At 63.3% G+C, this 22,424-nt stretch carries 15 protein-coding genes; 13 read left to right on the forward strand and 2 right to left on the reverse strand.

Going from position 1 to position 22,424, the window contains the following annotated elements:
• Positions 1-115: 115 nt before the first annotated feature.
• The 9 genes from glgB (at position 116) to IYW40_RS14870 (ending at position 13,902) form a co-directional block, all read left to right on the forward strand.
• Positions 116-2,323 carry a 1,4-alpha-glucan branching protein GlgB gene (gene glgB / locus IYW40_RS14830; protein WP_196401413.1) on the forward strand — a complete coding sequence of 736 codons (2,208 nt, stop codon included), beginning with the start codon at positions 116-118 and terminating at the stop codon, positions 2,321-2,323.
• A 228-nt stretch (positions 2,324-2,551) separates the two neighbouring features.
• Positions 2,552-3,814 (forward strand): glucose-1-phosphate adenylyltransferase, encoded by a 1,263-nt coding sequence (gene glgC / locus IYW40_RS14835; RefSeq protein ID WP_196401103.1) that lies wholly within the window; start codon positions 2,552-2,554, stop codon positions 3,812-3,814.
• Positions 3,811-5,268, forward strand: coding sequence for a glycogen synthase GlgA (glgA, locus tag IYW40_RS14840; protein ID WP_196401104.1), 1,458 nt, complete (start codon positions 3,811-3,813; stop codon positions 5,266-5,268). The genes glgC and glgA overlap by 4 nt, the downstream gene beginning before the upstream one ends.
• 166 nt (positions 5,269-5,434) lie before the next feature.
• On the forward strand, positions 5,435-9,652 hold the full coding sequence (gene glgX, locus IYW40_RS14845) for a glycogen debranching protein GlgX (protein ID WP_196401105.1): 4,218 nt from the start codon (positions 5,435-5,437) through the stop codon (positions 9,650-9,652).
• Positions 9,627-10,979: a peptidoglycan DD-metalloendopeptidase family protein gene (locus tag IYW40_RS14850; RefSeq protein WP_246720828.1), complete on the forward strand. Its 1,353-nt coding sequence runs from the start codon at positions 9,627-9,629 to the stop codon at positions 10,977-10,979. Before glgX ends, IYW40_RS14850 begins: the two co-directional genes overlap by 26 nt.
• Positions 10,976-12,340 carry a S41 family peptidase gene (locus IYW40_RS14855; protein ID WP_196401107.1) on the forward strand — a complete coding sequence of 455 codons (1,365 nt, stop codon included), beginning with the start codon at positions 10,976-10,978 and terminating at the stop codon, positions 12,338-12,340. Before IYW40_RS14850 ends, IYW40_RS14855 begins: the two co-directional genes overlap by 4 nt.
• 49 nt (positions 12,341-12,389) lie before the next feature.
• Complete coding sequence (locus tag IYW40_RS14860) at positions 12,390-13,154, forward strand: heme ABC transporter permease (protein ID WP_196401108.1); 765 nt, start codon at positions 12,390-12,392, stop codon at positions 13,152-13,154.
• A complete protein-coding gene (gene ccmD / locus IYW40_RS14865; protein WP_196401109.1) occupies positions 13,151-13,309 on the forward strand; it encodes a heme exporter protein CcmD in 159 nt (52 codons plus the stop codon). Before IYW40_RS14860 ends, ccmD begins: the two co-directional genes overlap by 4 nt.
• Positions 13,306-13,902 (forward strand): DsbE family thiol:disulfide interchange protein, encoded by a 597-nt coding sequence (locus tag IYW40_RS14870; RefSeq protein WP_196401110.1) that lies wholly within the window; start codon positions 13,306-13,308, stop codon positions 13,900-13,902. The genes ccmD and IYW40_RS14870 overlap by 4 nt, the downstream gene beginning before the upstream one ends.
• A gap of 18 nt (positions 13,903-13,920) precedes the next feature.
• Here IYW40_RS14870 and IYW40_RS14875 read toward each other — a convergent pair whose 3' ends face one another.
• Positions 13,921-14,661 (reverse strand): sulfite exporter TauE/SafE family protein, encoded by a 741-nt coding sequence (locus tag IYW40_RS14875; RefSeq protein WP_196401111.1) that lies wholly within the window; start codon positions 14,659-14,661, stop codon positions 13,921-13,923.
• Positions 14,662-14,686: 25 nt separating this feature from the next.
• Positions 14,687-15,313, reverse strand: coding sequence for a TetR-like C-terminal domain-containing protein (locus IYW40_RS14880; RefSeq protein ID WP_196401112.1), 627 nt, complete (start codon positions 15,311-15,313; stop codon positions 14,687-14,689).
• Positions 15,314-15,515: 202 nt separating this feature from the next.
• Here IYW40_RS14880 and IYW40_RS14885 point away from each other — a divergent pair, with 202 nt between their 5' ends.
• From IYW40_RS14885 to IYW40_RS14895, 4 genes are all read left to right on the forward strand, one after another.
• A complete protein-coding gene (locus tag IYW40_RS14885) occupies positions 15,516-18,974 on the forward strand; it encodes an acyl-[ACP]--phospholipid O-acyltransferase (RefSeq protein ID WP_196401113.1) in 3,459 nt (1,152 codons plus the stop codon).
• 64 nt (positions 18,975-19,038) lie between these two features.
• Positions 19,039-19,125: a DUF6471 domain-containing protein gene (locus IYW40_RS21910; RefSeq protein ID WP_348644297.1), complete on the forward strand. Its 87-nt coding sequence runs from the start codon at positions 19,039-19,041 to the stop codon at positions 19,123-19,125.
• Positions 19,095-20,066: a hypothetical protein gene (locus tag IYW40_RS14890; protein WP_196401114.1), complete on the forward strand. Its 972-nt coding sequence runs from the start codon at positions 19,095-19,097 to the stop codon at positions 20,064-20,066. The genes IYW40_RS21910 and IYW40_RS14890 overlap by 31 nt, the downstream gene beginning before the upstream one ends.
• Before the next feature lie 387 nt (positions 20,067-20,453).
• Positions 20,454-21,887 (forward strand): homospermidine synthase, encoded by a 1,434-nt coding sequence (locus IYW40_RS14895; protein WP_196401115.1) that lies wholly within the window; start codon positions 20,454-20,456, stop codon positions 21,885-21,887.
• Positions 21,888-22,424 lie beyond the last annotated feature (537 nt).

Here is a 22,424-nt window from a genome sequence, read left to right on the forward strand (position 1 = left end):
GTGGCCCGGCGAAGCCGGGTCGGGTGAGGGCGCTTGCAATTTCCCTCATCCGTCATGCTTCGCATGACACCTTCTCCCGCAAGCGGGAGAAGGGGGGCTCGCTTGAATGAACAAAATGACAAATGCCGACTGGCGCGCTTCCGCAGACGACATCGACGCCATCCTCGGCGCGCGTCATGGCGACCCGTTCGCCGTGCTCGGCCTGCATGAAACGCCCGCAGGCTACGTGATCCGCGCGTTCGTTCCAGGCGCGACGAGCGTGGAGGCGATTGCGCCCGACGGCGCCAGGATCGCGCCGCTGGGTCGCGTTCACGCCGATGGCTTCTTCGAAGGGGTGACGCCGCTGAAGGCGCGCGCGCCGTATCGCCTGCGCGCCTCGAACGACGCGGCGCGATGGGAATTCGCCGACCCTTACGCCTTGTCCCCGGTGCTCGGTCCCACAGACGATCATCTGCTCGTCGAAGGCGCGCATCAGAAGCTCTATGACAAGCTCGGCGCGCATGTGCTGACGCATGAGAGCGTCGAAGGAACGCATTTCGCCGTCTGGGCGCCGAACGCCAGACGCGTCTCCGTCGTCGGCGACTTCAACCAATGGGATGGGCGACGCGCGCAGATGCGCAAGCGGATCGACAGCGGCGTCTGGGAGATCTTCGTTCCCGGCGTTGGGGCGGGCGCGAATTACAAATATGAAATCATCGGGCGGCATGGCGAGCTCTTGCCGCTCAAAGCCGACCCGCTCGGCTTCGAGGCGGAGCTGCGCCCCTCGACGGCGTCCGTCGTCGCCTCGAACGCGCCCTATCACTGGGGCGACGAGATTCACATGCGCGCGCGCGCTGAAGTTGACCCGCGACGTTCGCCCATGTCGGTCTATGAAGTGCATCTGCCGTCGTGGCGGCGCGGCGAGGATGGGCGCTTTCTGACTTATGACGAACTCGCCGAACAGCTCGTGCCCTATGTCGCCGATCTCGGCTTCACCCATATCGAGCTGATGCCGATCAACGAGCATCCGCTCGACGCCTCCTGGGGCTATCAGCCGATCGGGCTCTTCGCGCCGACGCGGCGGCACGGCGACTCATATGGCTTTCGCCGCTTCATCGACCGCGCGCATCAGGCGGGCCTCAGCGTCATTCTCGACTGGGTTCCGGCGCATTTTCCGACCGATGAACATGGCCTCGCGCAATTCGACGGCGGGCCGCTCTATGAGCATTCTGATCCCAAGCGCGGTTTTCATCCCGACTGGAACACCGCGATCTATGATTATGGGCGCCGCGAGGTGGCGAATTTTCTCATCGCCAGCGCGCTCTATTGGCTCGATCGCTTCCACATCGACGGGCTGCGCGTCGACGCCGTCGCCTCCATGCTCTATCTCGACTACTCGCGAAAGCCGGGCGAATGGTCGCCCAATCCCGACGGCTCCAACGACAATCGCGACGCCGTCGCCTTTCTTCAAAGGTTCAATGAACGCGTCTACGCGCTTTATCCCGGCGTCGTGACCATCGCCGAGGAATCCACCGCCTGGTCCGGCGTGACGCGGCCGACATATGCAGGCGGACTCGGCTTCGGCTTCAAATGGAACATGGGGTGGATGAACGATACGTTGCGCTATCTCTCATCCGACCCCGTCCATCGCAAATGGCGTCATAACGAGCTGACCTTCGGTCTGCTCTACGCCTTCACCGAGAATTTCGTGCTGCCGATCTCCCACGACGAGGTCGTGCACGGCAAGGGCGCGATCGTCGGCAAGATTCCCGGCGACGAATGGCGCCGCTTCGCGACCGCCCGCGCCTATTACGGATTCATGTGGGGCCATCCGGGCAAGAAGCTCCTGTTCATGGGCCAGGAGTTTGGTCAGACGGGCGAGTGGAATTTCGCGAGCAGCCTCGACTGGCGCCTGCTCGATTTTCCCCCGCATCGGGGACTTCAGGCGTTCATTCGCGACCTCAACCGCATCTATCGCGATCACGAAGCGCTCTATGCGCGCGACTGCGAGGCCGAAGGCTTTCAGTGGATCGTCGCGGATGACGCGGAGAGCTCGGTATTCGCCTTCGCGCGTTTTGGCGCGGATCGTTCCCGCGCGATCGTCGTCGTAACGAATTTCACGCCGGTGACGCGCAGCGCCTATCGGCTCGGCTTGCCGCGCGCGGGACGCTGGCGTGAACTCGTCAATTCCGACGCTGCGGTCTATGGCGGCTCGGGACTGGGCAATCTCGGCGCCATCGAAGCGCGCGCCGAAGCGTTCCGCGATTTTCCCGCGAGCGCCGATATTCTTCTGCCACCGCTTTCGACTCTCTTCTTCGCATTCGAAAGCGATGAATTAGAATGAAGATCGAATCGAGCAGGGCGATGAAGATGTCCGCTTCAAAAGATAGGGGCAAAGATTTCCTCATCCTGAGGAGGCCCGAAAGGGCCGTCTCGAAGGACGAGGAAATCCTTAGGAGCGACAAGCTTCGCCCTCGCGCTTCGAGACGCCTGCTGCGCAGGCTCCTCAGCATGAGGGCGAAGGCGCCCCATTCGCGCGATCACCGCGTCATCGATCTGATGGGAACTGGCGATGTCCGCCTTTGAAAATCCGCCCCTGGCGCGCCACGCCATGGCCTATGTGCTCGCCGGCGGCCGCGGCGCGCGGCTGATGGAATTGACCGACAGGCGCGCTAAGCCCGCGGTTTATTTCGGCGGCAAGTCGCGCATCATCGACTTCGCGCTCTCCAATGCGCTCAACTCCGGCATCAGACGCATTTGCGTCGCGACCCAATATAAGGCGCACAGCCTCATCCGCCATTTGCAGCGCGGCTGGAGCTTCTTTCGCACCGAGCGTAACGAGAGCTTCGACATTCTGCCTGCAAGCCAGCGCGTCTCGGAAGACCATTGGTATCTCGGCACGGCGGACGCCGTCTATCAGAACCTCGACATCGTCGAGAGCTATGATCCCAAATATATCGTGCTGCTCGCGGGCGATCACGTCTACAAGATGGATTACGAGCCCATGCTGCAGCAGCATGTGGATTCCGGCGCCGATGTGACGATCGGCTGTCTTGAAGTTCCGCGCGCCGAGGCGTCCGGTTTCGGCGTCATGCATGTCGACGACAGCGACCGCATCATCTCCTTCATCGAAAAGCCGCGCGATCCGCCTCCGATGCCGGGACATCCCGACCGCGCGCTCGTCAGCATGGGCATCTATGTTTTCGAGGCGAAGTTTCTCTACGAGCAATTGCGCCGCGACGCCGCTGAGACGCTCTCGACGCATGACTTCGGCAAGGATGTGATCCCCTACATCGTCTCGCACGGCAGGGCGGTCGCGCATCATTTCGAGCGCTCCTGCGTGCGCGCGGCGAGCGAGCCCAACGCCTATTGGCGCGACGTCGGCACGGTCGACGCCTATTGGGCGGCCAATATCGATCTCACTGACTTCACGCCGCAGCTTGATCTTTATGATCGCAATTGGCCGATCTGGACACACGCCGAAATCACGCCCCCGGCGAAATTCGTGCATGATCAGGTCGGACGGCGCGGGCAGGCGCTGTCCTCGCTCGTCTCCGGCGGCTGCATCGTTTCCGGTTCGACGCTGCGCCGAACGCTGCTCTTTACCGGCGTGCGCGTGAATTCCTACGCGACCGTCGAGAACGCCGTCGTCCTGCCTTATGTCGATGTCGGCCGCTCGGCGCGACTCACCAATGTCGTCGTTGACCGCGGCGTGCAGATCCCGCAGGGCCTTATCGTCGGGGAGGACCCGGAGTTCGACGCCGCGCGTTTCCGCCGTACCGAGGGCGGGATCTGTCTCATCACGCAGCCGATGATCGACAGGCTCGGCGCATGAGTTCGCTGCGCGCGCTGGCCATCGCTTCGGAAATGGCGCCTTTGGTCAAGACCGGCGGACTCGCCGATGTCGTCGGCGCGCTGCCGCATGCGCTCGCCGCCGAAAACATCGAGCTGCGCACGCTCATTCCGGGGTATCCCGACGTGATCGCCACGCTGGGCGCGGGCGAAACGGTTCTTGAGTTCGATGATCTCTTCGGCGGCCCGGCCTGGATTCACGCGGCGCGCCATAACGGACTCGCGATCTATACGCTCATCGCGCCACATCTTTATGCGCGCGAAGGCGGACTCTATACAGGACCGGATGGCGCCGATTATCCCGACAACGCCTTCCGCTTTGCGGCGCTCGCCTGGGCCGGCGCGCAGATCGGGCTCGGCGCGCTTGATGGATTTGCGCCCGACGTTGTGCACGCGCATGACTGGCAGGCGGCGCTCGCGCCGGCCTATATGCATTATGCGGACAGGCCGCGCCCGGCGACGATCGTCAGCATCCACAACATCGCCTTCCAGGGGCAATTTCCCAAAGAACTGCTGCAGCCTTTGCGACTGCCGCCGCACGCGTTCGATATCGACGGCGTCGAATATTACGGCGCGATCGGTTTCTTGAAGGCCGGCCTGCAGCTCGCGGACCGCATCACCACGGTGTCGCCAAGCTATGCGCGCGAGATCGAGACGCCGGAATTCGGCATGGGCCTCGAGGGCCTGTTGCGCGCACGCGCGGATCGCGTGAGCGGCATATTGAACGGCGTCGATGAAGAGACGTGGGATCCCGCGACCGACGCGCATGTCGGAACGCGCTATGATCATTGGAGCCTGCCGTCGCGCGCCAGGAACAAGGCGGCTTTGCAGAAACGTCTGCGACTGCGCGTCGACCCCGACGCGTTTCTTGTCGGCGTCGTTAGCCGGCTCTCCTGGCAGAAAGGTCTCGACCTGCTGCTTGATGTCTTGCCGCAGCTCCTGCGCGGGCGCGCGCAACTTGCGTTGCTCGGCGCTGGAGATAAGACGCTTGAAGAGGGATTTGCGGCCGCCGAAGCGGCGCATCCGGGCCGTGTGGGCGTTCATATCGGCTATAGCGAAGAGCTTGCGCATATGATCCAGGCGGGCGCCGACGCCTTCCTCGTGCCGTCGCGCTTCGAGCCATGCGGACTGACGCAGCTCTATGCGCTACGCTACGGCGCCGTGCCGATCGTCTCGCGCGTCGGCGGGCTGAAAGATACGATCGTCGACGCCAATGAGATGGCGCTGCAGGCCGACGTCGCGACCGGCCTGCAATTTTCGCCGACGACCGCCGAGGCGCTCGCCCTCACGCTCCGCGAAGCCGAGCGGCTGTTCGGCGACGCGGAGACGTGGCGCAAGATTCAGGTCAATGGCATGAGAACGGACGTCTCCTGGCGCAATCCGGCGCGACGTTACGCGAAGCTCTTTGAGGACGCGGTCGCCGCGAGAGCTGGGTGACGCCCCACAAATTCCCCGTCATGGCCGGCCTTGTGCCGGCCATCCACGCCGTCATCCGGCGCAATGACGCAAGTCTGCGAAACGCCTCGAATGATTTCGCCCGATCGGATCGCGTGGATGCCCGCGACAAGCGCGGGCATGACGGACTTGAAGAGGGTCGGTTGGCATGAGTGGCCTCGCCGACGGAACTCCAGAGCCGCTTGGCGTCACGCTGGACGCGAGCGGCGCGAATGTCGCGGTGTTTTCCGCTCACGCCGAGGCGATCGAGCTTTGTCTCTTCGATGACGCCGACGAAGAGCTCGCCCGCATAAAATTGCCCGCGCGCAGCGGGGACGTTTTTCATGGCTATGTCGAGGGCCTCAAAGAAGGCCAGCGCTATGGCTTTCGGGCTTACGGACCCGACGCGCCAGACGCCGGCCATCGCTTCAAGTCGGCGAAACTGCTCGTCGATCCTTATGCGCTGGCGTTCGATCGCGCCTTCACGCTGCATCCTTCGCTATTCGCTTATGGCGAGACGGCGCACGTCGACAGCGCCCAGCATGTGCCGAAAGCAATTGTCACGAAGCCAGTCCCTGCGGAGTCGCTGCGGCCAAAGCATCGCTGGCGCGATACGGTCATCTATGAGCTTCACGTCAAAGGCTTCACCGCGACGCATCCTGACATTCCGCAACATCTGCGCGGCACCTTCGCCGGTCTCGCGCATGACGCTGCGGTCGCACATCTGACGCGGCTCGGCGTCACGACGCTGGAGCTTTTGCCTTGCGCGGCGTGGATCGAGGAGCGTCACCTGCCGCCGCTCGGGCTTTCCAATTACTGGGGCTACAATCCCATCGCCATGATGGCGCCCGACCCGCGACTCGCGCCGGGCGGTTGGCGCGAAGTGCGGGAAGCTGTCGACAGGCTCCACGCTTCCGGGCTCGAAGTCATTCTCGACGTCGTGTTCAACCATACCGGCGAAGGCGACGAATTCGGTCCGACAGTCTCGTTTCGAGGATTGGATAACGCCAGCTACTATCGACTCTCCGACGACCGCGCGCGTTACGTGAATGACTCGGCCTGCGGCAATGTTCTCGATTGCGGGCGCGCCCCTGTCGTGCGGCTCATCATGGATGCGCTGCGCGCCTGGGCGCTCTATGGCGGCGTCGACGGCTTTCGCTTTGATTTGGCGACGACGCTCGCGCGTCGCCCCTTGGGGTTTGATCGCGACGCGCCATTGCTTACCGCGATCCTGCAAGACCCCTTGCTGCGGGACTTAAAGCTCATCGCCGAACCCTGGGATATGGGCCCGGGCGGCTATCGTCTCGGAGACTTTCCCGAGCCTTGCGCCGAATGGAACGATCGCTATCGCGATGGCGCGCGACGCTTCTGGCGCGGCGACTCCTGCGGCGTCGCCGAACTCGCGACGCGATTCGCCGGCTCGCAGGACCTGTTCGCGCGCAGGCGCCCGTCACGCAGCGTCAATTTCATTACGGCGCATGACGGCTTCACTTTGCGCGATCTCGTTTCCTACGCGCATAAGCACAATGAAGCGAATGGCGAAGAGAACCGCGACGGCGCAGACCATAATCTTTCCTGGAACAATGGCGTTGAAGGCGCGAGCGAAGACGCCGCGATCCATGCGGCGCGCGCGCGAGATGCGCGCAATCTGCTCGCCACGCTGCTTTTCTCTCGCGGAACGCCGATGTTCGCCATGGGTTCGGAGCTGGGCAAGACGCAGTCCGGCAATAATAACGCCTATGCGCAGGACAACGCGCTTTCCTGGATTGATTGGGCGCGCGCCGACGAAGTAATGATCGACACGACGGCGAAGCTCATCGCGCTGCGCAAGCGCCATCGCGCATTGCGCGAAGACCGTTTTCTCGACGGCGCGCCGCGTGACGCTTCGCTCATCCCCGATGTCGAATGGCTGCGTCCCGACGGCGCGACGCTGCGTGAAGAGGACTGGCGCGACGGCGAGGCGCAAACGCTTGTCGTCGCGCTTTATGCCGAAGACGATCGCGTTCTCGTGATTCTGCATCGCGGCGCCGACGAGATCATCGTGCGCCCGCCCCCCGCTCGCGACAATCACGGTTGGACATTGGCGTTTAATTCGGCGAAGGACGGCGCGGACGAAGACGTCCAAGGAAGCCTCCGCGTGACGCCGCGATCTGTCGCGCTTCTCGTCGAGGAAAGGCGCGCATCGCGCCGGTCTATTGCGCCTGCTTCGCAGGAAATGTTGTCGCGTCTCGCCGAGGCGGCAGGCGTCGAAAGACAATGGCGCGACGTCGAAGGCGCGCTGCACGACGTCCCGCGCGAGACGGTTTGCGCGCTACTGGCGCAATTGGGCTTTCCGGCCAGCACGCTCAATGACGCCCGCGAGAGTCTCGCGCGGCTTTCGGATTTCCGCGACAGACGCGTGCCGCCAACGAGTCTGTCGGCGCAGGAAGGCAAGTCCTTCACGCTTCGGCTCGCCGCGCGCGACGGACGCACGCCGAGCTGGATTGTCGTCACGCGGGAAGACGGAAGCTGTTCCCGTATCGCCCTTCGCGCGGAGAACGCCGCGCCGGTCACATGGCGCGGATTGGATGGCCGGCGCTGCGACGGCGTCGAGGCGCGTCTTCCCCCGCTTCCCGCCGGTCGTCATGATCTTTCGCTAGACAATGGCGAAGGCTGTGCGCTCACCGTCGCGCCGCCGGGCTGCTATCTGCCTCACGACGCGTGCCGCGAATTCGGCCTCTCCGCGCAGCTCTATTCCATACGTCGCGAGGGCGATCAGGGGATCGGCGACTTCTCGACTCTTGGCGAACTCGCGCGCGCCGGCGCCAAGGCGGGCGCGGCGCTCATCGCGATCAATCCGCTGCACGCCTTGTTTGCGCATGATCGCGCGCGCGTCAGTCCGTATTATCCGTCTGACCGGCGTTTCCTCGATCCGCTCTATATCGATGTGGCTGAGCTGGGGCGCATGCTCGGCGCGCCGATTGATTTCGACGAGAAGACCGCGGCGGCTCTCAGCGCCGCCGCGGATGTCGACTATCCCGGGGTTCATGCGCTGAAGATGGCGGCGCTCGAACGCGCCTTCGCAGTCTTCCTTGATCTCTTGCGCCGCCAGCCTGACTCCGCGCCCGCCGCATCGTTGCAGCGCTTCGTCGCCGAAAACGGGACGGCGCTCGCGCGTTTCTGCGTCTTCGAGGCGGTCAGCGAGGCGCGCAACGGCCAAAGCTGGCGGATGTGGCCGCAAGAGCTGCGCGATGCGCGCGATTCGGCGTTGACCGCCTTCGCGAGCGAATATGCGACGCGCGTCCAATTTCACCAATTTCTGCAATGGCTCGCCGATGCGCAATTCGCACATGCGGCGCAGGATGCGCGCGCAGCCGGTCTGTCGCTCGGCTTCTGCCGCGACCTTGCCATCGGCGCAGCGCCCGACGGCGCCGAGAGCTGGAGCCGCGCGGGCGGTTTCGTGGACGGCTTCTCGATCGGCGCGCCGCCCGACGCCTTCAGTCGGGAGGGCCAGAATTGGGGACTGCCGCCGCCAAATCCGATCGACATGGAGAAAAGCGGCGGCGCCGATTTCGCGGAGCTGCTGCGCGCGAATATGCGCCATGCGGGCGCGCTGCGCATTGATCACGTCATGGGACTGGCGCGGCTTTTCGTCATTCCGGACGGCGAAAAGCCTGGCGTGGGCGCCTATCTCAGCTATCCGTTCGAGACCTTGCTGGGGCAACTGGCGCTCGAAAGCCGACGCGCGCAATGCGTGGTCGTCGGTGAAGATCTCGGCACGGCGCCGTGGGGCTTCCGCGAGCGCATCGCCCATGCCGACGTGCTGAGCTACCGGGTTCTATGGTTTGAACGTTCGGGAGAGGACTTCGCGCCGCCGACGCTCTATCCGAAGAAAGTCATGGCCTGCGTTTCAACGCATGACTTACCGACGGTCGAAGGCTGGTGGGCGGCGGCGGACATCGCCGAGAAGGAAGCCTTGGGGCTGATCGCGCCCGACACGGCCGAAACTGCTCGCGCCGCGCGCTGCGCGGAAAAGGACGCGCTTCTCGACGCGCTTCGCGCGCAGGGACTGATCGACGATGGGCGCCGCTCATCCGGCGCCTTCGACGACGCATTGGCGCTGGCGCTTCATGCGTTCATCGCGCGCACGCCGTCATTGCTCGCCATGGCGCAACTCGATGACCTTGCAGGGGAAAGGCTTGCGATCAATTTGCCCGGCACCGATCGCGAACGCTTGAACTGGCGACGCAGACTGCCAGAATCGGTCAACGCGCTCGTTGATTCGCGCCGCGCCCGCGCGATCCTCGCCGGGCTTTGCCGCAATGTGGACGCGATTCCCGGCGCATATCGGCCTCCGGGCGAAATTGATGCCGCGGACGGACATGAGCGTTTCGAGCATGGCGGGTAACGAAGCCACCGAGCGCGGGCTCATCTCTGCGGCGCTCTTTGCGATTTCTTTCGCATTTTCCGCGCATGCCGAACAACAAGGTCCGGATGCAAAGGACATCTCGTCAAAGCAACAAGAATTGCGCGGCGTCGAGGACACGATGGGCGCCGCCCAGGAGCGCGCGCGTCGACTTGAAGAGCAGCTTGTCGATCACGCCGCCGCGCGCGAACGACTGAATGGCGCGCTCATCGAATCGACGCTGCGGCTGCAGGAGACGGAAGGGCGCGCGGCCGAGATCGAAGAGCGGCTTTCGGCGCTCACCGAGAATGAGCGCAAGATCGTCTATTCGCTCGAGAGCCGCCGCGGATTGATCATGGAGATTCTTACCGTCCTGCAGCGGATGGGCCGGAAGCCGCCGCCGGCGCTGATCGCGCGCCCGAACGAGATTCTCGAGGCCGTCCGGGCGTCGCTCGCGCTCGGCGCCCTGCTGCCGCAAATGCGCGCCGAAGCGCGCCAGCTGCAGCGCGATCTCTCGGAACTGGAGCAGGTGCGCGATGGCGTTCGGCGTGAACATGAACGCCTCGCCGAGCAGCAAGCGAGCCTCAGCGCTCAGCGCGAAAGGCTCGCCCCGATGATCGCCGAACGTCAGGACGCGCTTTCCACCGCGCAGAGCGCCTTGCAGGCGGAGACGGAGCGCGCGCGCGCGCTGGCGCAGCGCGCCACAAGCCTCAAGGATCTGATCGCGCGCATGGAGGCGGACAGCGCGGCGGCGCGGGGCGCGGCGGAGGCGGCGCGCAAGGCCGACGAGGAGCGCGCCAAAGCTCAAGCAAGGCTTTCCGAGCGAGAGCGGCTCAAAGCAATGTCTGCGCCGTTCAAGGATCCGGCGCGGCTTGCGCCCGCCGTCGCCTTCGTCGATCTCAAAGGCCGTCTGCCGGCGCCGGCCGCGGGACCGGTCGTGCGGCGTTTCGGCGCGCCCGACGGTTCTGGGGGCAAGGAGAAGGGCCTGTCGATCGCGGCGCGCGAAAACGGCGTCGTTATCGCCCCCTGCGACGGATGGATCGCTTTTTCAGCGCCTTACCGAAGTTATGGACAACTCTTGATCATTAATGCCGGCGGCGGTTATTATGTGGTCCTGGCCGGCATGAGTCGCACCAATGTGAACGTGGGACAGTTCGTTCTCGCAGGTGAGCCGGTTGCCAGCATGGGAGACGGAGCCGCGCAAACCGCGGCGACCATCGCAATCGGCGCGAAACAACCCATTCTTTATGTTGAGTTCCGCAAGGACGGAGCGTCAATCGACTCGGGCCCATGGTGGGCAAAGTCAGACAGTCGGAAGGTCGGCGGATGATTCGCAAAACAGCCCTTATCGCCACAGGAATTGCAATTGGAGCGGGATGCGCCACGCTTGGCCAGCAGGCGCGCGCCGTCATCGGCGCTCCGGCTCAAGCCGCTTCCGCCGACACCTATAAGAATCTCAGCCTGTTTGGCGACGTGTTCGACAAGGTGCGCGCCGACTATGTCGAGAAGCCCGATGAGCAGAAGCTCGTCGAAAACGCCATCAATGGCATGCTGACCTCGCTCGATCCGCATTCGAGCTACCTTGACGCCAAGGCCTTCAAGGACATGCGGACGCAGACCGAGGGCAAGTTCGGGGGCCTCGGCATCGAGGTCACGCAGGAAGACGGACTCGTGAAGGTCGTCACGCCGATCGACGACACGCCGGCGTCGCGCGCCGGGATCATGTCCGGCGATCTCATCGGCGCCATCGACGACGAGACCGTGCAGGGCATGACTCTCAATCAGGCCGTCGACAAAATGCGCGGCGCGATCAACACCCCTGTCAAGCTGACGCTGTTCCGCGGCAAGAACAAGGATAAGGTCGAGGTCAAGCTCGTCCGCGCCGAGATCCACATCAAATCCGTCCGCTCGCGTAAACAGGGCGACGACATCGCCTATGTCCGCATTTCGCAGTTCAATGAAGAGACCGCGGAAGGCTTGCGCACCGCTATGGCCAAGGCGCAGCAGGACATCCCCGCTGACAAGTTCAAAGGCTACATCCTCGATCTGCGCAACAATCCGGGCGGCTTGCTGGACCAGTCCATCCAGGTCGTCAACTCCTTCATCGATAAGGGCGAGATCGTGTCGACGCGCGGCCGCAACGCCGATGAAACCCAGCGTTACAACGCCCGCGGTTCCGGCGATCTGTCGAAGGGCAAACCCGTCGTCGTGCTGATCAACGGCGGTTCGGCCTCGGCGTCCGAAATCGTCGCCGGCGCCTTGCAGGATCACAAGCGCGCGACGCTGATCGGAACGCGCTCCTTCGGCAAGGGCAGTGTGCAGACGATTATCCCGCTCGGCGGCTCCAGCGGCGCGCTGCGGCTGACGACGGCGCGCTATTACACGCCGTCCGGCCGCACGATCCAGGCCAAGGGCATTGATCCCGACATGATCATCCTGCAGGACGTGCCGGACGAGCTCAAAGGCAAGGACGACACCAAGGGCGAAGCGTCGCTGAAGGGCCATCTCAAGACTGGCGACGAGGAAAAGACCGGCTCGCAGGCCTATGTCCCGCCGGATGAGGCGAAGGACAAGCAGCTCAACGCGGCGGTCGAACTTCTGCACGGCAAGCCGAGGGCGCAAATCCTCGCCGAACAGACCAAGGAGGTCGCCAAGGACACGACCAAGCCGCCGTCCAAGGCCGCCAATTGACGGTGATGGCCGTGGGGCTTAGACGGTCGGCGGGAGTTTCCGGCGGTCGATGAGCTTTCTGTCCACTTACGCTAATCCAACGCGCTTTCTGCGTTTCGCAGAACGCGCGTTGCCGTGGCTCTCAAGCGCCACGGCGCTTCTGCTCGTGATCGGGCTCTACGGCGCCTTCACGGCGCCGCCCGATTATCAGCAGGGCGAAACCGTCCGGATCATGTACATCCATGTTCCGTCCGCCTGGCTCGCCATCTTCGCCTATGTCGTGATGACCTCGGCGTCGCTCGGCGTTCTGGTGTGGCGTCATCCCCTCGCCGACGCCGCGCAGAAAACCGCCGCCAGCCTCGGCGCCGCCTTCACCTTCATCTGCCTCGTCACGGGCTCGCTTTGGGGCAAGCCGATGTGGGGGACGTTCTGGGTGTGGGACGCGCGCCTCACCTCGATGCTGGTTCTTTTTCTTCTCTATCTCGGTCTCATCGCCGTAAGGCAGACGATGGACGACACGCCGCGCGGCGCGCGCATCGCGGCGATCATGACGCTCGTCGGCGCCATCGACATCCCGATCATCAAATATTCGGTCGATTGGTGGAACACCTTGCACCAACCGGCCTCGGTGTTTCGCATTGACGGACCGGCGATCTCCGGATCGATGCTGTGGCCGCTCATCGTCATGGCGCTCGCCGCGACGCTGCTGTTTTCGACGCTGCATATCATGGCGATCCGCAACGAAATCCTGCGCCGGCGCCTCGCGCGTTTGTCGATGCAGGCCGTCCGCGCCGGCGAAATCGCCGGCAATGAGAGCATGGAGGCGGCGGAATGAGCGGCCACGGATTCTACATCGCCGCCGCTTATGGCGTGACGGCCGCGACGCTCGGCGTCGTGACCTTGCGCATCGTCCTCGACTATCGCCGACTGCGCTCGGCGCTGGCGCGCTTTGGCGCCGCTGGCGCGCGCGATGAAGGAGAGGGCGCGTGAGCGACGCCGTCGCGCCGCGCTCGGCGCTGCGCTTTCTGCCGCTGGCGCTCTTCGCGCTGCTGGCGCTTGTCTTCCTTGTGCGGCTCTTCTCCGGCGACGCTTCGCGCATCCCCTCGGCGCTGATCGGCAGGCCGGCGCCGGCTTTCGATCTGCCGGCGCTTGAAGGACTGGCCGGCGTTCCCGGTCTCTCGACGCAAGATTTGCGCAAGGGTCACGTGAGCCTGGTCAATGTCTTCGCCAGCTGGTGCGGACCCTGCCGACAGGAGCATTCGGCGCTCATGGCGATCGCCGGCGATCAAGCGCTCAAGGCCAAAGGCGTCGAGCTCTACGGGCTTTCCTACAAGGATGAGACGACAAAGGCCTTAGGTTTCCTTGAGGAGGGCGGCAATCCTTTCGCGCGCATCGGCGTCGATCCTGCCGGCCGCACGGCGATCGACTTCGGCGTCTATGGCGTGCCGGAGACGTTCGTGATCAAGGGCGACGGTACGATCGCCTATAAATTCGTGGGGCCGCTGACGCCTTCCGCCATTGCGACGACGCTCATTCCCGAGATCGAAAAGGCGATGGCGGGCGGGGCGGCCACGACGCGCTGAACGCGTCGGGCGCCCGGATTACGGCGCTCTGAGGAAGAGGCCGACGGTCAGCGCCGCGCCGACCACGATGATGAAGATGCGCAGGATTTTTTCGTCGATGTGATGGATCAGGCGGGCGCCGGCGACGCCGCCGATCGTCGCGCCCGCGCTCGTCACCAGCGCCTGCGGCCAGTGCAGATCCGGCGAGAACAGGAAGATCGCGACGGCGGAGGCGTTCATGACGCCGGCCAATACGTTCTTGGTGGCGCTGGCGACGCGCACGCCTTGTCCGGCCATGGTCAGCGCGGCGACCATGAGAAAGCCGATGCCGCCGCCGAAATAGCCGCCGTAAACCGAAATCAGAAATTGCGTCAGCGCCGCTCCCGGCGCGCTGAGATGCCTATGCGTGTCGCCTGATTTGCGAAAGAAACTGCCCCAGGCGAAGACCACGGTCGCAAACAGCACGAGCCAAGGCACAAGACGCGCGAAGAGCCCCCGCGGCGTGCCAAGCAACACCGCCGCGCCGACGGCGCCGCCGACGATGCTGATCACGAACAGCGTGCGGAGAGAAAGCCCATTGGCGCCCTTCGCAAGCTTGCGGCCGGTCCAGCCGGTCGCGACCTGCGCCGGAAACAGCGCCGCGCATGACGTGATATTGGCGGCCAGCGCGTCCATGCCCGTAAACATCAGGGTGGGAAGCGTGAGGAAGGAGCCGCCGCCGGCAAGCGCATTCTGCGCGCCCGCCCAGGTCGCTACGGCAAACAGCAGAATGAAAGTCATGCGCGCCTATGTCAGCTCGCGCGGCTCAAAGCAAGCGGGCCGACTCCATCATCAGTCCGGCCGCAAGAAGCCGGATCAGCACGCCGAGCTGCTCATCCAGCAATTTTGGCGGGGTCTCAGCGATCTTCTCCTCGAGCCCCAGCGCCACGACTCCGTGCACGGCCGAAAACAGCGTGCGCGCCAGCGCGGCGCGCGCCATCGCGTCCCTGCCCGGCAGCAGTTGCGCAAGCGGCGCGTCCAACCGACCGAACAGGCGGTTGCGCGCGTCCGCATACCAGGCCGGCACGGGCGCGCCAGGGGGCAATCGGTGCTCGAACAGCGCGCGCCAGCTCAGCTCGTCTTTCCTTGCGAAGCTCAGATAGGCCCGCGCCATGGCTTCCAGCGCCTGCTCCGCCTCTGCGTCCACGAACGCCGCGTCGAGCGCGGCCTCCAGGCGCGCCAGGGTGCGCGCGTTGACCCGCAGGATCAGCTCGTCGAGGTCGTGAAAAGCGGTATAGATCGCGCCGAGCGCGCAACCCGCCGCGGCGGCGAGATCGCGCGCCTTAAGTCCGGCGAGACCCTGCGCCGCCACCGTCTCCTGCCCGATGTCGATAAGCCGGTCACGCAGGTGCGTCCGGCGGTCGGCTCCCGCGTCGGCGTTCTTCTCGTTCAAGGAACGTCTCCCAATTCGGTATGAACGTCGTTCATTTTTCTGTTGACGGCAGAGCAAAAGCGCTGCAGTCTCCATATTGAACATAGTTCATGGCTAAAGGCTGACCTTCAACCGATCGCAACGCCCATTGCAACGCGCCCGACTTGACCGATCCTTAAGGCTCATCGGCGAAAGTCACGACGCACCTCCCGGAAGCTTCGACATGACGCATTCGCTTCTCGCTTCGCGGCGTTTCGCGCCATTGTTTTGGCGTCAGTTCTTCGCGGCGTTCAACGACAATTTCCTGAAGAACGCTCTGGTGCTGCTGATCTTGGCGCACGCGGCCGAAGGCGGCGCGTCGCTTGTTACGCTCGCCGGCGCGGCCTTCATCGCGCCTTTCTTTCTTTTGTCGGCGATCGGCGGCGAATTCGCCGACAAATATGACAAGGCGCGGGTCGTGCGCTGGCTCAGCGTCGCGGAGATCGCCGTCGCGGCATTGTCCGCGACCGGCTTTCTGTTCGCCAATATCCCCACGCTCTTTGGCGCGCTCATCCTCTTCGGCGTCACCGGCGCGCTGTTCGGCCCTGTCAAATACGGCATCTTGCCCGACCATCTGACGCGCGAGGAACTTCCGGCGGGCAATGCGCTCGTCGAGAGCGCGACCTTTTTCGCAATTCTCAGCGGCACGGTCGCCGGCGGCATGGCGTTGCATGTCGGCGACGGGGTGATCCTCGCCGCGGGAGTCATGGGCGTCGCGGCGCTGGCTCTTGGCGCGGCATGGCTCATTCCCCCGACGGGTCGCGCCGATCCCGATCTTGCGATCGACGCCAACGTCTTCCGCTCAACCTTCAAATTGCTGCGGCATCTGCGTGGTCAAATAGCGCTACGGCGGCTTGCCGTGGTGACGAGCCTCTTCTGGCTGTTCGGCTCCATCGCGATGTCGCTCACTCCCTCGCTCATCACCCAGACGCTGCATGGCGCGGAGATCCTCGTCAGCATTCATCTGGCGCTGTTCGCCGTCGGCATCGCCATCGGATCGGGGCTCGCCGCCTTTCTGCTCAAGGGCAAGATCGTGCTGCTGCCGTGTGCGGTCGGCGCGGCGCTCGTCGCTTTTGCGTCCGCGGACCTCGGCCTCGCTCTGCTCCTTTCGGCCGCGCCAGCCGCAGCGACGGCGCTGTCGCCGCAAGCCTATTTCGCTCAGCCGCTCGCCTGGCGCGCCGCGATCGATCTTTCACTGCTCGCGCTCGCGGGCGGACTGATGATCGTTCCGTCCTTCGCCGCCATTCAGGCGCAGAGCGCACCTCAGCAGCGCGCCCGCACCATCGCCGCCGTGAATGTGCAGAACGCCGCGTTCATGGCGCTCGGCGGCGTCGGGGTTGCGGGATTGCAGAGCTTGGGCGTCTCTTTCGCGGCGCTGCTGATTGGCTTGGCCGTCGTTGCATTCGTCGCTTCGATCTGGATCGTCAACGCGGTCGTCGCGTCGCCTTTGCAGGATCTGCTCTCGATCTATTTTCGCGCCTTCTACCGTCTCGAGGTTAAGGGATACGAGAATTTCGAGAAGGCGGGACCCAATCCGATCGTCGCGCTCAACCATGTGAGCTTTCTCGACGCCGCGGCGATTTTCGCCGTCATGCCAAAGCAGCCGGTCTTCGCCGTTGACCGCGCGATCTCGAAGACATGGTGGGCGAAGCCGTTTTTGAAACTCATGCGCGTGATCCCGCTTGATCCAGCCAATCCGCTTGGCGCGCGCGCGCTCATCAATGCGGTCAAGGACGGGAATCCGCTTGTCATCTTCCCGGAAGGCCGGCTTACGGTCACCGGCAGTCTGATGAAGGTCTATGACGGCGCGGGGCTGATCGCAGAGAAGTCGGGCGCGATGGTTGTCCCGGTGCACATCGACGGCGCCGAGGCGACGATGTTCTCGCGGCTGACGCGCGAACAGGCGCGCCGGCGCTGGTTTCCGAAATTCACGCTCACCGTGCTCGAACCTATCCGCCTGACGGTCGATGACGCGCTGAAAGGCAAGGCGCGGCGGATGGCGGCCGGCGCGGCGCTGTATCAGATCATGTCGGATCTCGTCTTTCGCGCCTCAAACGTCGATCGCACTTTGTTCGACGCCGTCGTTGAAGCCGCCCGCACGCACGGGCTGTCGCGCGTCGCTCTCGAAGATCCGATCGCCGGCAAGCTCAGCTATCGCAGGCTGCTGATCGGGACGCGCGCGCTCGCCGGCAAGATTGCGGGCATTGGGAGGCCGGGCGACGCGATCGGACTGATGCTGCCGAACGCCAATGGCGCAGGAATAGCGTTCCTCGCGGTCATTTCGGCCGGCCGCACGCCGGCGATGATCAACTTCACCGCCGGCGCCGCCAATATTCTGGCGGGTTGCGAGGCGGCGCAGGCGAGGACAATTTTGACGTCGCGCGGCTTCATCGAGAAAGCCAAGCTCGAAAAGCTTGCAGCTGCGCTCGAAGAGAAAGTTTCGCTCGTCTATCTCGAAGACATGCGGACGCGCATTTCCTTCGCCGACAGGCTCGACGCCTTTCGGCGCTTCCGTAAACCCGTCGCCCCGCGCAAGGCCGAGGAGATGGCGGCGATCCTTTTCACCTCGGGTTCGGAAGGCGCGCCAAAGGGCGTCGCCTTGTCGCATCGAAACATGCTCGCCAATGCCGCCCAAGCGGCGGCGCGCATCGACTTCGGACGCACGGACAAGGTGTTCAACGTGCTGCCGATGTTCCATTCCTTCGGTCTGACGGTCGGTTTCACGCTGCCGCTCTCCTCCGGCGTTCCGATCTATCTTTATCCCTCGCCCTTGCACTATCGCATCGTGCCGGAGCTCGTTTACGGCTCAAACGCCACGATTCTTTTCGGGACAGACACTTTTCTCGCCGGTTACGCGCGCCCGGCGCACGCTTATGACTTCCGATCGATCCGTTATGTCGTCGCCGGCGCCGAGCCGGTGAAGCAATCGACGCGCGATCTATGGATGGAGAAGTTCGGCGTCCGCATCCTTGAAGGCTATGGCGTGACGGAAGCGTCGCCGGTACTCGCGCTCAACACGCCGACGTTCAACAAATTCGGCGCGGTCGGACGTTTGATGCCGGGCGTCGAACATCGGCTCGAGCCGGTTCCGGGCGTGGAGGACGGCGGAAGGCTCTTGGTGCGCGGTCCCAATGTGATGATGGGCTATCTCAAGATCGACAAGCCCGGCGTGGTGCAGCCGCCGGAGAACGGCTGGCATGATACGGGCGATATCGTCACGATCGACGCGCAAGGCTATGTGACGATCAAGGGGCGCGCCAAGCGCTTCGCCAAGGTCGGCGGCGAGATGGTGTCGCTCGCGGCGATCGAACAGCTGGCCGCGGAACTTTGGCCCGACGCGCTGTCGGCAGCGGCGACCGAGATCGATCCGCGCAAGGGCGAGAGAATCATTCTCGTCACGCAGCGGAAGGACGCGACGCGCGCCGATTTCCAGGCCTATGCGAAATCGAAGGGCGCGTCCGACCTGATGATTCCGGCGGAGATCATGATCGTCGAGAGTGTGCCGCTTCTTGGTTCCGGCAAGCTCGATTTCGCGGCGGTGACAAAAATGGTGCGCGAGCGCGGGCGCTATATTCTGCCCAATCCGCGCCTGCCCAACGGTCTGCAGGGACGCATCGACGGAAGCGCCGCTGCGTCTGCGTGAAACTCCAAGAATTTAAATTTAAGTCGCGCTGCTGCTGGAGACAGACCGGAATCTAAACAATAAAATCAGCCGCGGCGGGTTTACCGCCGCGTTTCTGATTCAATGTTTAGAGGCGGTAGGATGCAAAACGCTGCATTTAGATGCGGATTGATCGTCTTTCTCTGCATCGCTGTCTACTCAAGTGCAGTGGCTCAAAACCCGGGTGAGGAACAACCCAGCAATAGCCAAGAAAAAACCGAATATCGAGAGCCAGAAGCCGAACAATCTCGGTCTGGGCCCATAACCTGGCAATCCCCAAGGCCCACAGTCGTTACCAGCGACGATACGCCCAAAGCCAGCGTTTATCAGTATAAGTGCTATGATCCACCAACTAGAGAAGATGCTGATGCGTGCCAACAGAGACGTTCGGCACAAGCCTCTGAAGATCAATGGTGGGTCGCCGTCTTCGGCGTATTGGCCGGAGTTGCTGCGGCATTCTTCACTGGATGGGCAGCTATTGAAGCTGGCAAGGCTGCCAGGGCGTCCGCTGCTGCTGCTGCTGAAGCAGCTAGGTCGAATGAAATTGCTGAAATGAACGGCCGTGCCGATCTGCGTGCTTGGGTAATCGTCACAATCAATCGCATTGGCCCTGTTTATAGACGCGACGACGGCATCACATGTATTAAAATAAACGCAACCCTTGAAAATACTGGAAAAACTCCGGCAACAGATTTGTGTTTTAATGCCAACGTGCTGAACATGTTTGACAATAACACAAATATCGGCCCCAATTTCATTATTGAAACAATCAAGACGCGAAACGGTGGTGGGGACATAAATGGGGGGGCTCTCGGACCAGGAGAAAGACGCCATCTCATTGAAGATCGCGTCATACAGCCGAGCAGCCAAGTTCCCACCATGCTTGATGGTGCTGAAAGGCTCAACTTTAAAGTTATTATTGGTGTCGTATACAGGACGGTTATTCCAAATTTCGAAGCTTTTTCCTTTAAAATAGCTTGGATCACAAATACAAACGGCGGGTTTGATGTAGGAACGCATCCATACAGGATTGAATCCGTTAATCACATTGTCGCGGTAACTAAAATGCGCTGACTCGCCCAAGGCGTGTGTCGCCGAAGCCAGCATGAGTACCGCACATAGCGGCCCAAGCACTGCGGCGAAAAATGATCGCCTAGAGGCCTTGTGGCGTTTGCGCCATAATACCGCAGTTTTGCGAAACCAAAGGCCCCTCATCCTGAGGAGCCCTCGAAGAGGGCGTCTCGAAGGAGAAGGGGCCCTTGCGCGTCTTCATCACTCGGTGAGCCACGACCCCCATGTCGTCGAAGACGCCCAATTGGCCTGCGCCTCGCCGAGCGCGGGCGAAAAGCGCGCGCGCAGCGCCGCGCCATGCCCCTGCCGCCCGCGTCTGCTCAAGCTCTTGATTAATACGTCCGCGCTTGCTTTATCGCGGCGCAATAACTTTCTCGGGAGCTGCGCCTCATGTCGACTTGGCCAAACTACGGCAAAATCACCGGTCCGATCGTGCTGATCGGCTTCGGCTCCATCGGCCGAGGCATTTTGCCGCTGATCGAGCGCCATTTCGATTTCGACAAATCGCGCTTCACCGTCATCGACCCGGTCGATACGCATCGCCGTCTGCTCGACGAGCGCGGCATCGCGTTTCTCAAAACCAAGCTGACGCCGGAGAACTACCGCGAGATCTTGACCCCGCTGCTGACGAAGGGCGAAGGCCAGGGCTTTATCGTCAATCTCTCGGTCGACGTTTCCTCGCTCGCGATCATCAAGCTCGCGCGCGAATTGAACGCGCTGTGCGTCGACACGGTGGTGGAGCCATGGCCGGGCTTCTACTTCGACAAGACGATGTCCAATGAAGCGCGCACCAATTACGCGCTGCGCGAGACGGTGCTCGAGGAGCGCCGCAAAAATCCCGGCGGATCGACGGCCGTCTCCTGCGTCGGCGCCAATCCCGGCATGGTCTCATGGTTCGTGAAGCAGGCGCTCGTCGATATCGCGCGCGACACGGGCGCGCTCGACAAGGAGCCGGCGACGCGCGCCGAATGGGGCGAGCTTGCCCAAAGGCTCGGGGTCAAGGGCGTTCACATCGCCGAACGCGACACCCAGCGCGCGCGCAATCCGAAGCCGCGCGACGTCTTCGTCAACACCTGGTCGGTCGAAGGCTTTGTCTCCGAGGGCCTGCAGCCCGCCGAACTCGGCTGGGGCACGCATGAAAAATCCTTGCCCGACATCGGCTGCACGCATCCCTCCGGCTGCGGCGCGGCGATCTATCTGCTGTCGCCCGGCGCCAATACGCGCGTGCGCTCATGGTGCCCGACGCCGGGGCCGCAATATGGCTTCCTCGTCACTCACAATGAGTCGATCTCGATCGCGGACTATCTCACCCTGCGCGACGATAAGGGTCAGGCGATCTATCGTCCGACCTGTCATTACGCCTATCATCCCGCCGACGACGCCGTGCTTTCCCTGCACGAGATGTTCGGCGCCGCCGGCAAGATGCAGGAGAGCTGGACGATCCTCGACGAACACGAGATCGTCGACGGAATCGACGAACTTGGCGTGCTGCTCTATGGCCACGCCAAGAACGCCTATTGGTATGGTTCGCAACTCTCGATCGAGGAGACCCGCGATCTTGCGCCCTATCAGAACGCCACCGGACTGCAGGTGAGTTCGGCGGCGCTCGCCGGCATGGTCTGGGCGCTGGAGAATCCGCAGGCCGGAATCGTCGAGGCCGACGAGGTCGACTACAAGCGCTGCCTCGAAGTGCAGCTGCCGTATCTTGGCCCGGTGAAGGGCTATTACACGGATTGGACGCCGCTCGAGGGGCGTCCCGGGCTGTTCCCGGAAGATATCGACGAAAGCGATCCGTGGCAGTTCAGGAATATTCTCGTGCGTTGAAGCGTCGCGCGCCGCCGCCAAAAGTGAAAGCCGCTCCATCAAAGGCCGCCGCTCGCAAGAGCGGCGCTTTTTTGGAGTGTCTCAGTTTGATTGTCCGGCTATGATTCCGCTACTGCGCTACCCATCTGGTTTACGACGAATTGGACTTACAAATGTCCTTCACCGTAAGAAGATTGTCATGCGTTTGCGGGCGTGTTCAATGTGAGGCGGTTGGCGAGCCGATCTTGAGCGGCGTTTGCTATTGTCGCGATTGTCAGGACGGCGGCCGGCGGATCGAAGCTCTACCGAACGCCGCACGCGTCCGCGACCCAGATGGCGGCACGCCATATCTCACCTATCGCGACGACCGATTCCAGGTCTTGTCGGGCGAGAACCTCTTGGTGGTTACAGGCTCAGACCTCGATCCCGAACGCGAAGGGTCGTCGCGTCCTGCTGTAACTCAGGTATGTTTTTGAAGTTCGATCCAGGGTTTTGGGTTTCCACCTATCGATCCCGATATCAGGGCGATCTGACGCCCATCGAGATGAGGACCAAAAC

This window comes from Methylocystis sp. H4A (assembly GCF_015709545.1).
Taxonomy (GTDB): Bacteria; Pseudomonadota; Alphaproteobacteria; order Rhizobiales; family Beijerinckiaceae; genus Methylocystis; species Methylocystis silviterrae.

Coding starts and splice junctions, on each gene's coding strand:
- IYW40_RS14875 (WP_196401111.1), bottom strand. CDS start 14,661: ATGACTTTCATTCTGCTGTTTGCCGTAGCGACCTGGGCGGGCGCGCAG.
- glgA (WP_196401104.1), top strand. CDS start 3,811: ATGAGTTCGCTGCGCGCGCTGGCCATCGCTTCGGAAATGGCGCCTTTG.
- IYW40_RS14885 (WP_196401113.1), top strand. CDS start 15,516: ATGACGCATTCGCTTCTCGCTTCGCGGCGTTTCGCGCCATTGTTTTGG.
- glgX (WP_196401105.1), top strand. CDS start 5,435: ATGAGTGGCCTCGCCGACGGAACTCCAGAGCCGCTTGGCGTCACGCTG.
- IYW40_RS14850 (WP_246720828.1), top strand. CDS start 9,627: ATGAGCGTTTCGAGCATGGCGGGTAACGAAGCCACCGAGCGCGGGCTC.
- ccmD (WP_196401109.1), top strand. CDS start 13,151: ATGAGCGGCCACGGATTCTACATCGCCGCCGCTTATGGCGTGACGGCC.
- IYW40_RS14855 (WP_196401107.1), top strand. CDS start 10,976: ATGATTCGCAAAACAGCCCTTATCGCCACAGGAATTGCAATTGGAGCG.
- IYW40_RS14860 (WP_196401108.1), top strand. CDS start 12,390: ATGAGCTTTCTGTCCACTTACGCTAATCCAACGCGCTTTCTGCGTTTC.
- glgB (WP_196401413.1), top strand. CDS start 116: ATGACAAATGCCGACTGGCGCGCTTCCGCAGACGACATCGACGCCATC.
- IYW40_RS14895 (WP_196401115.1), top strand. CDS start 20,454: ATGTCGACTTGGCCAAACTACGGCAAAATCACCGGTCCGATCGTGCTG.
- IYW40_RS14890 (WP_196401114.1), top strand. CDS start 19,095: ATGCAAAACGCTGCATTTAGATGCGGATTGATCGTCTTTCTCTGCATC.
- glgC (WP_196401103.1), top strand. CDS start 2,552: ATGTCCGCCTTTGAAAATCCGCCCCTGGCGCGCCACGCCATGGCCTAT.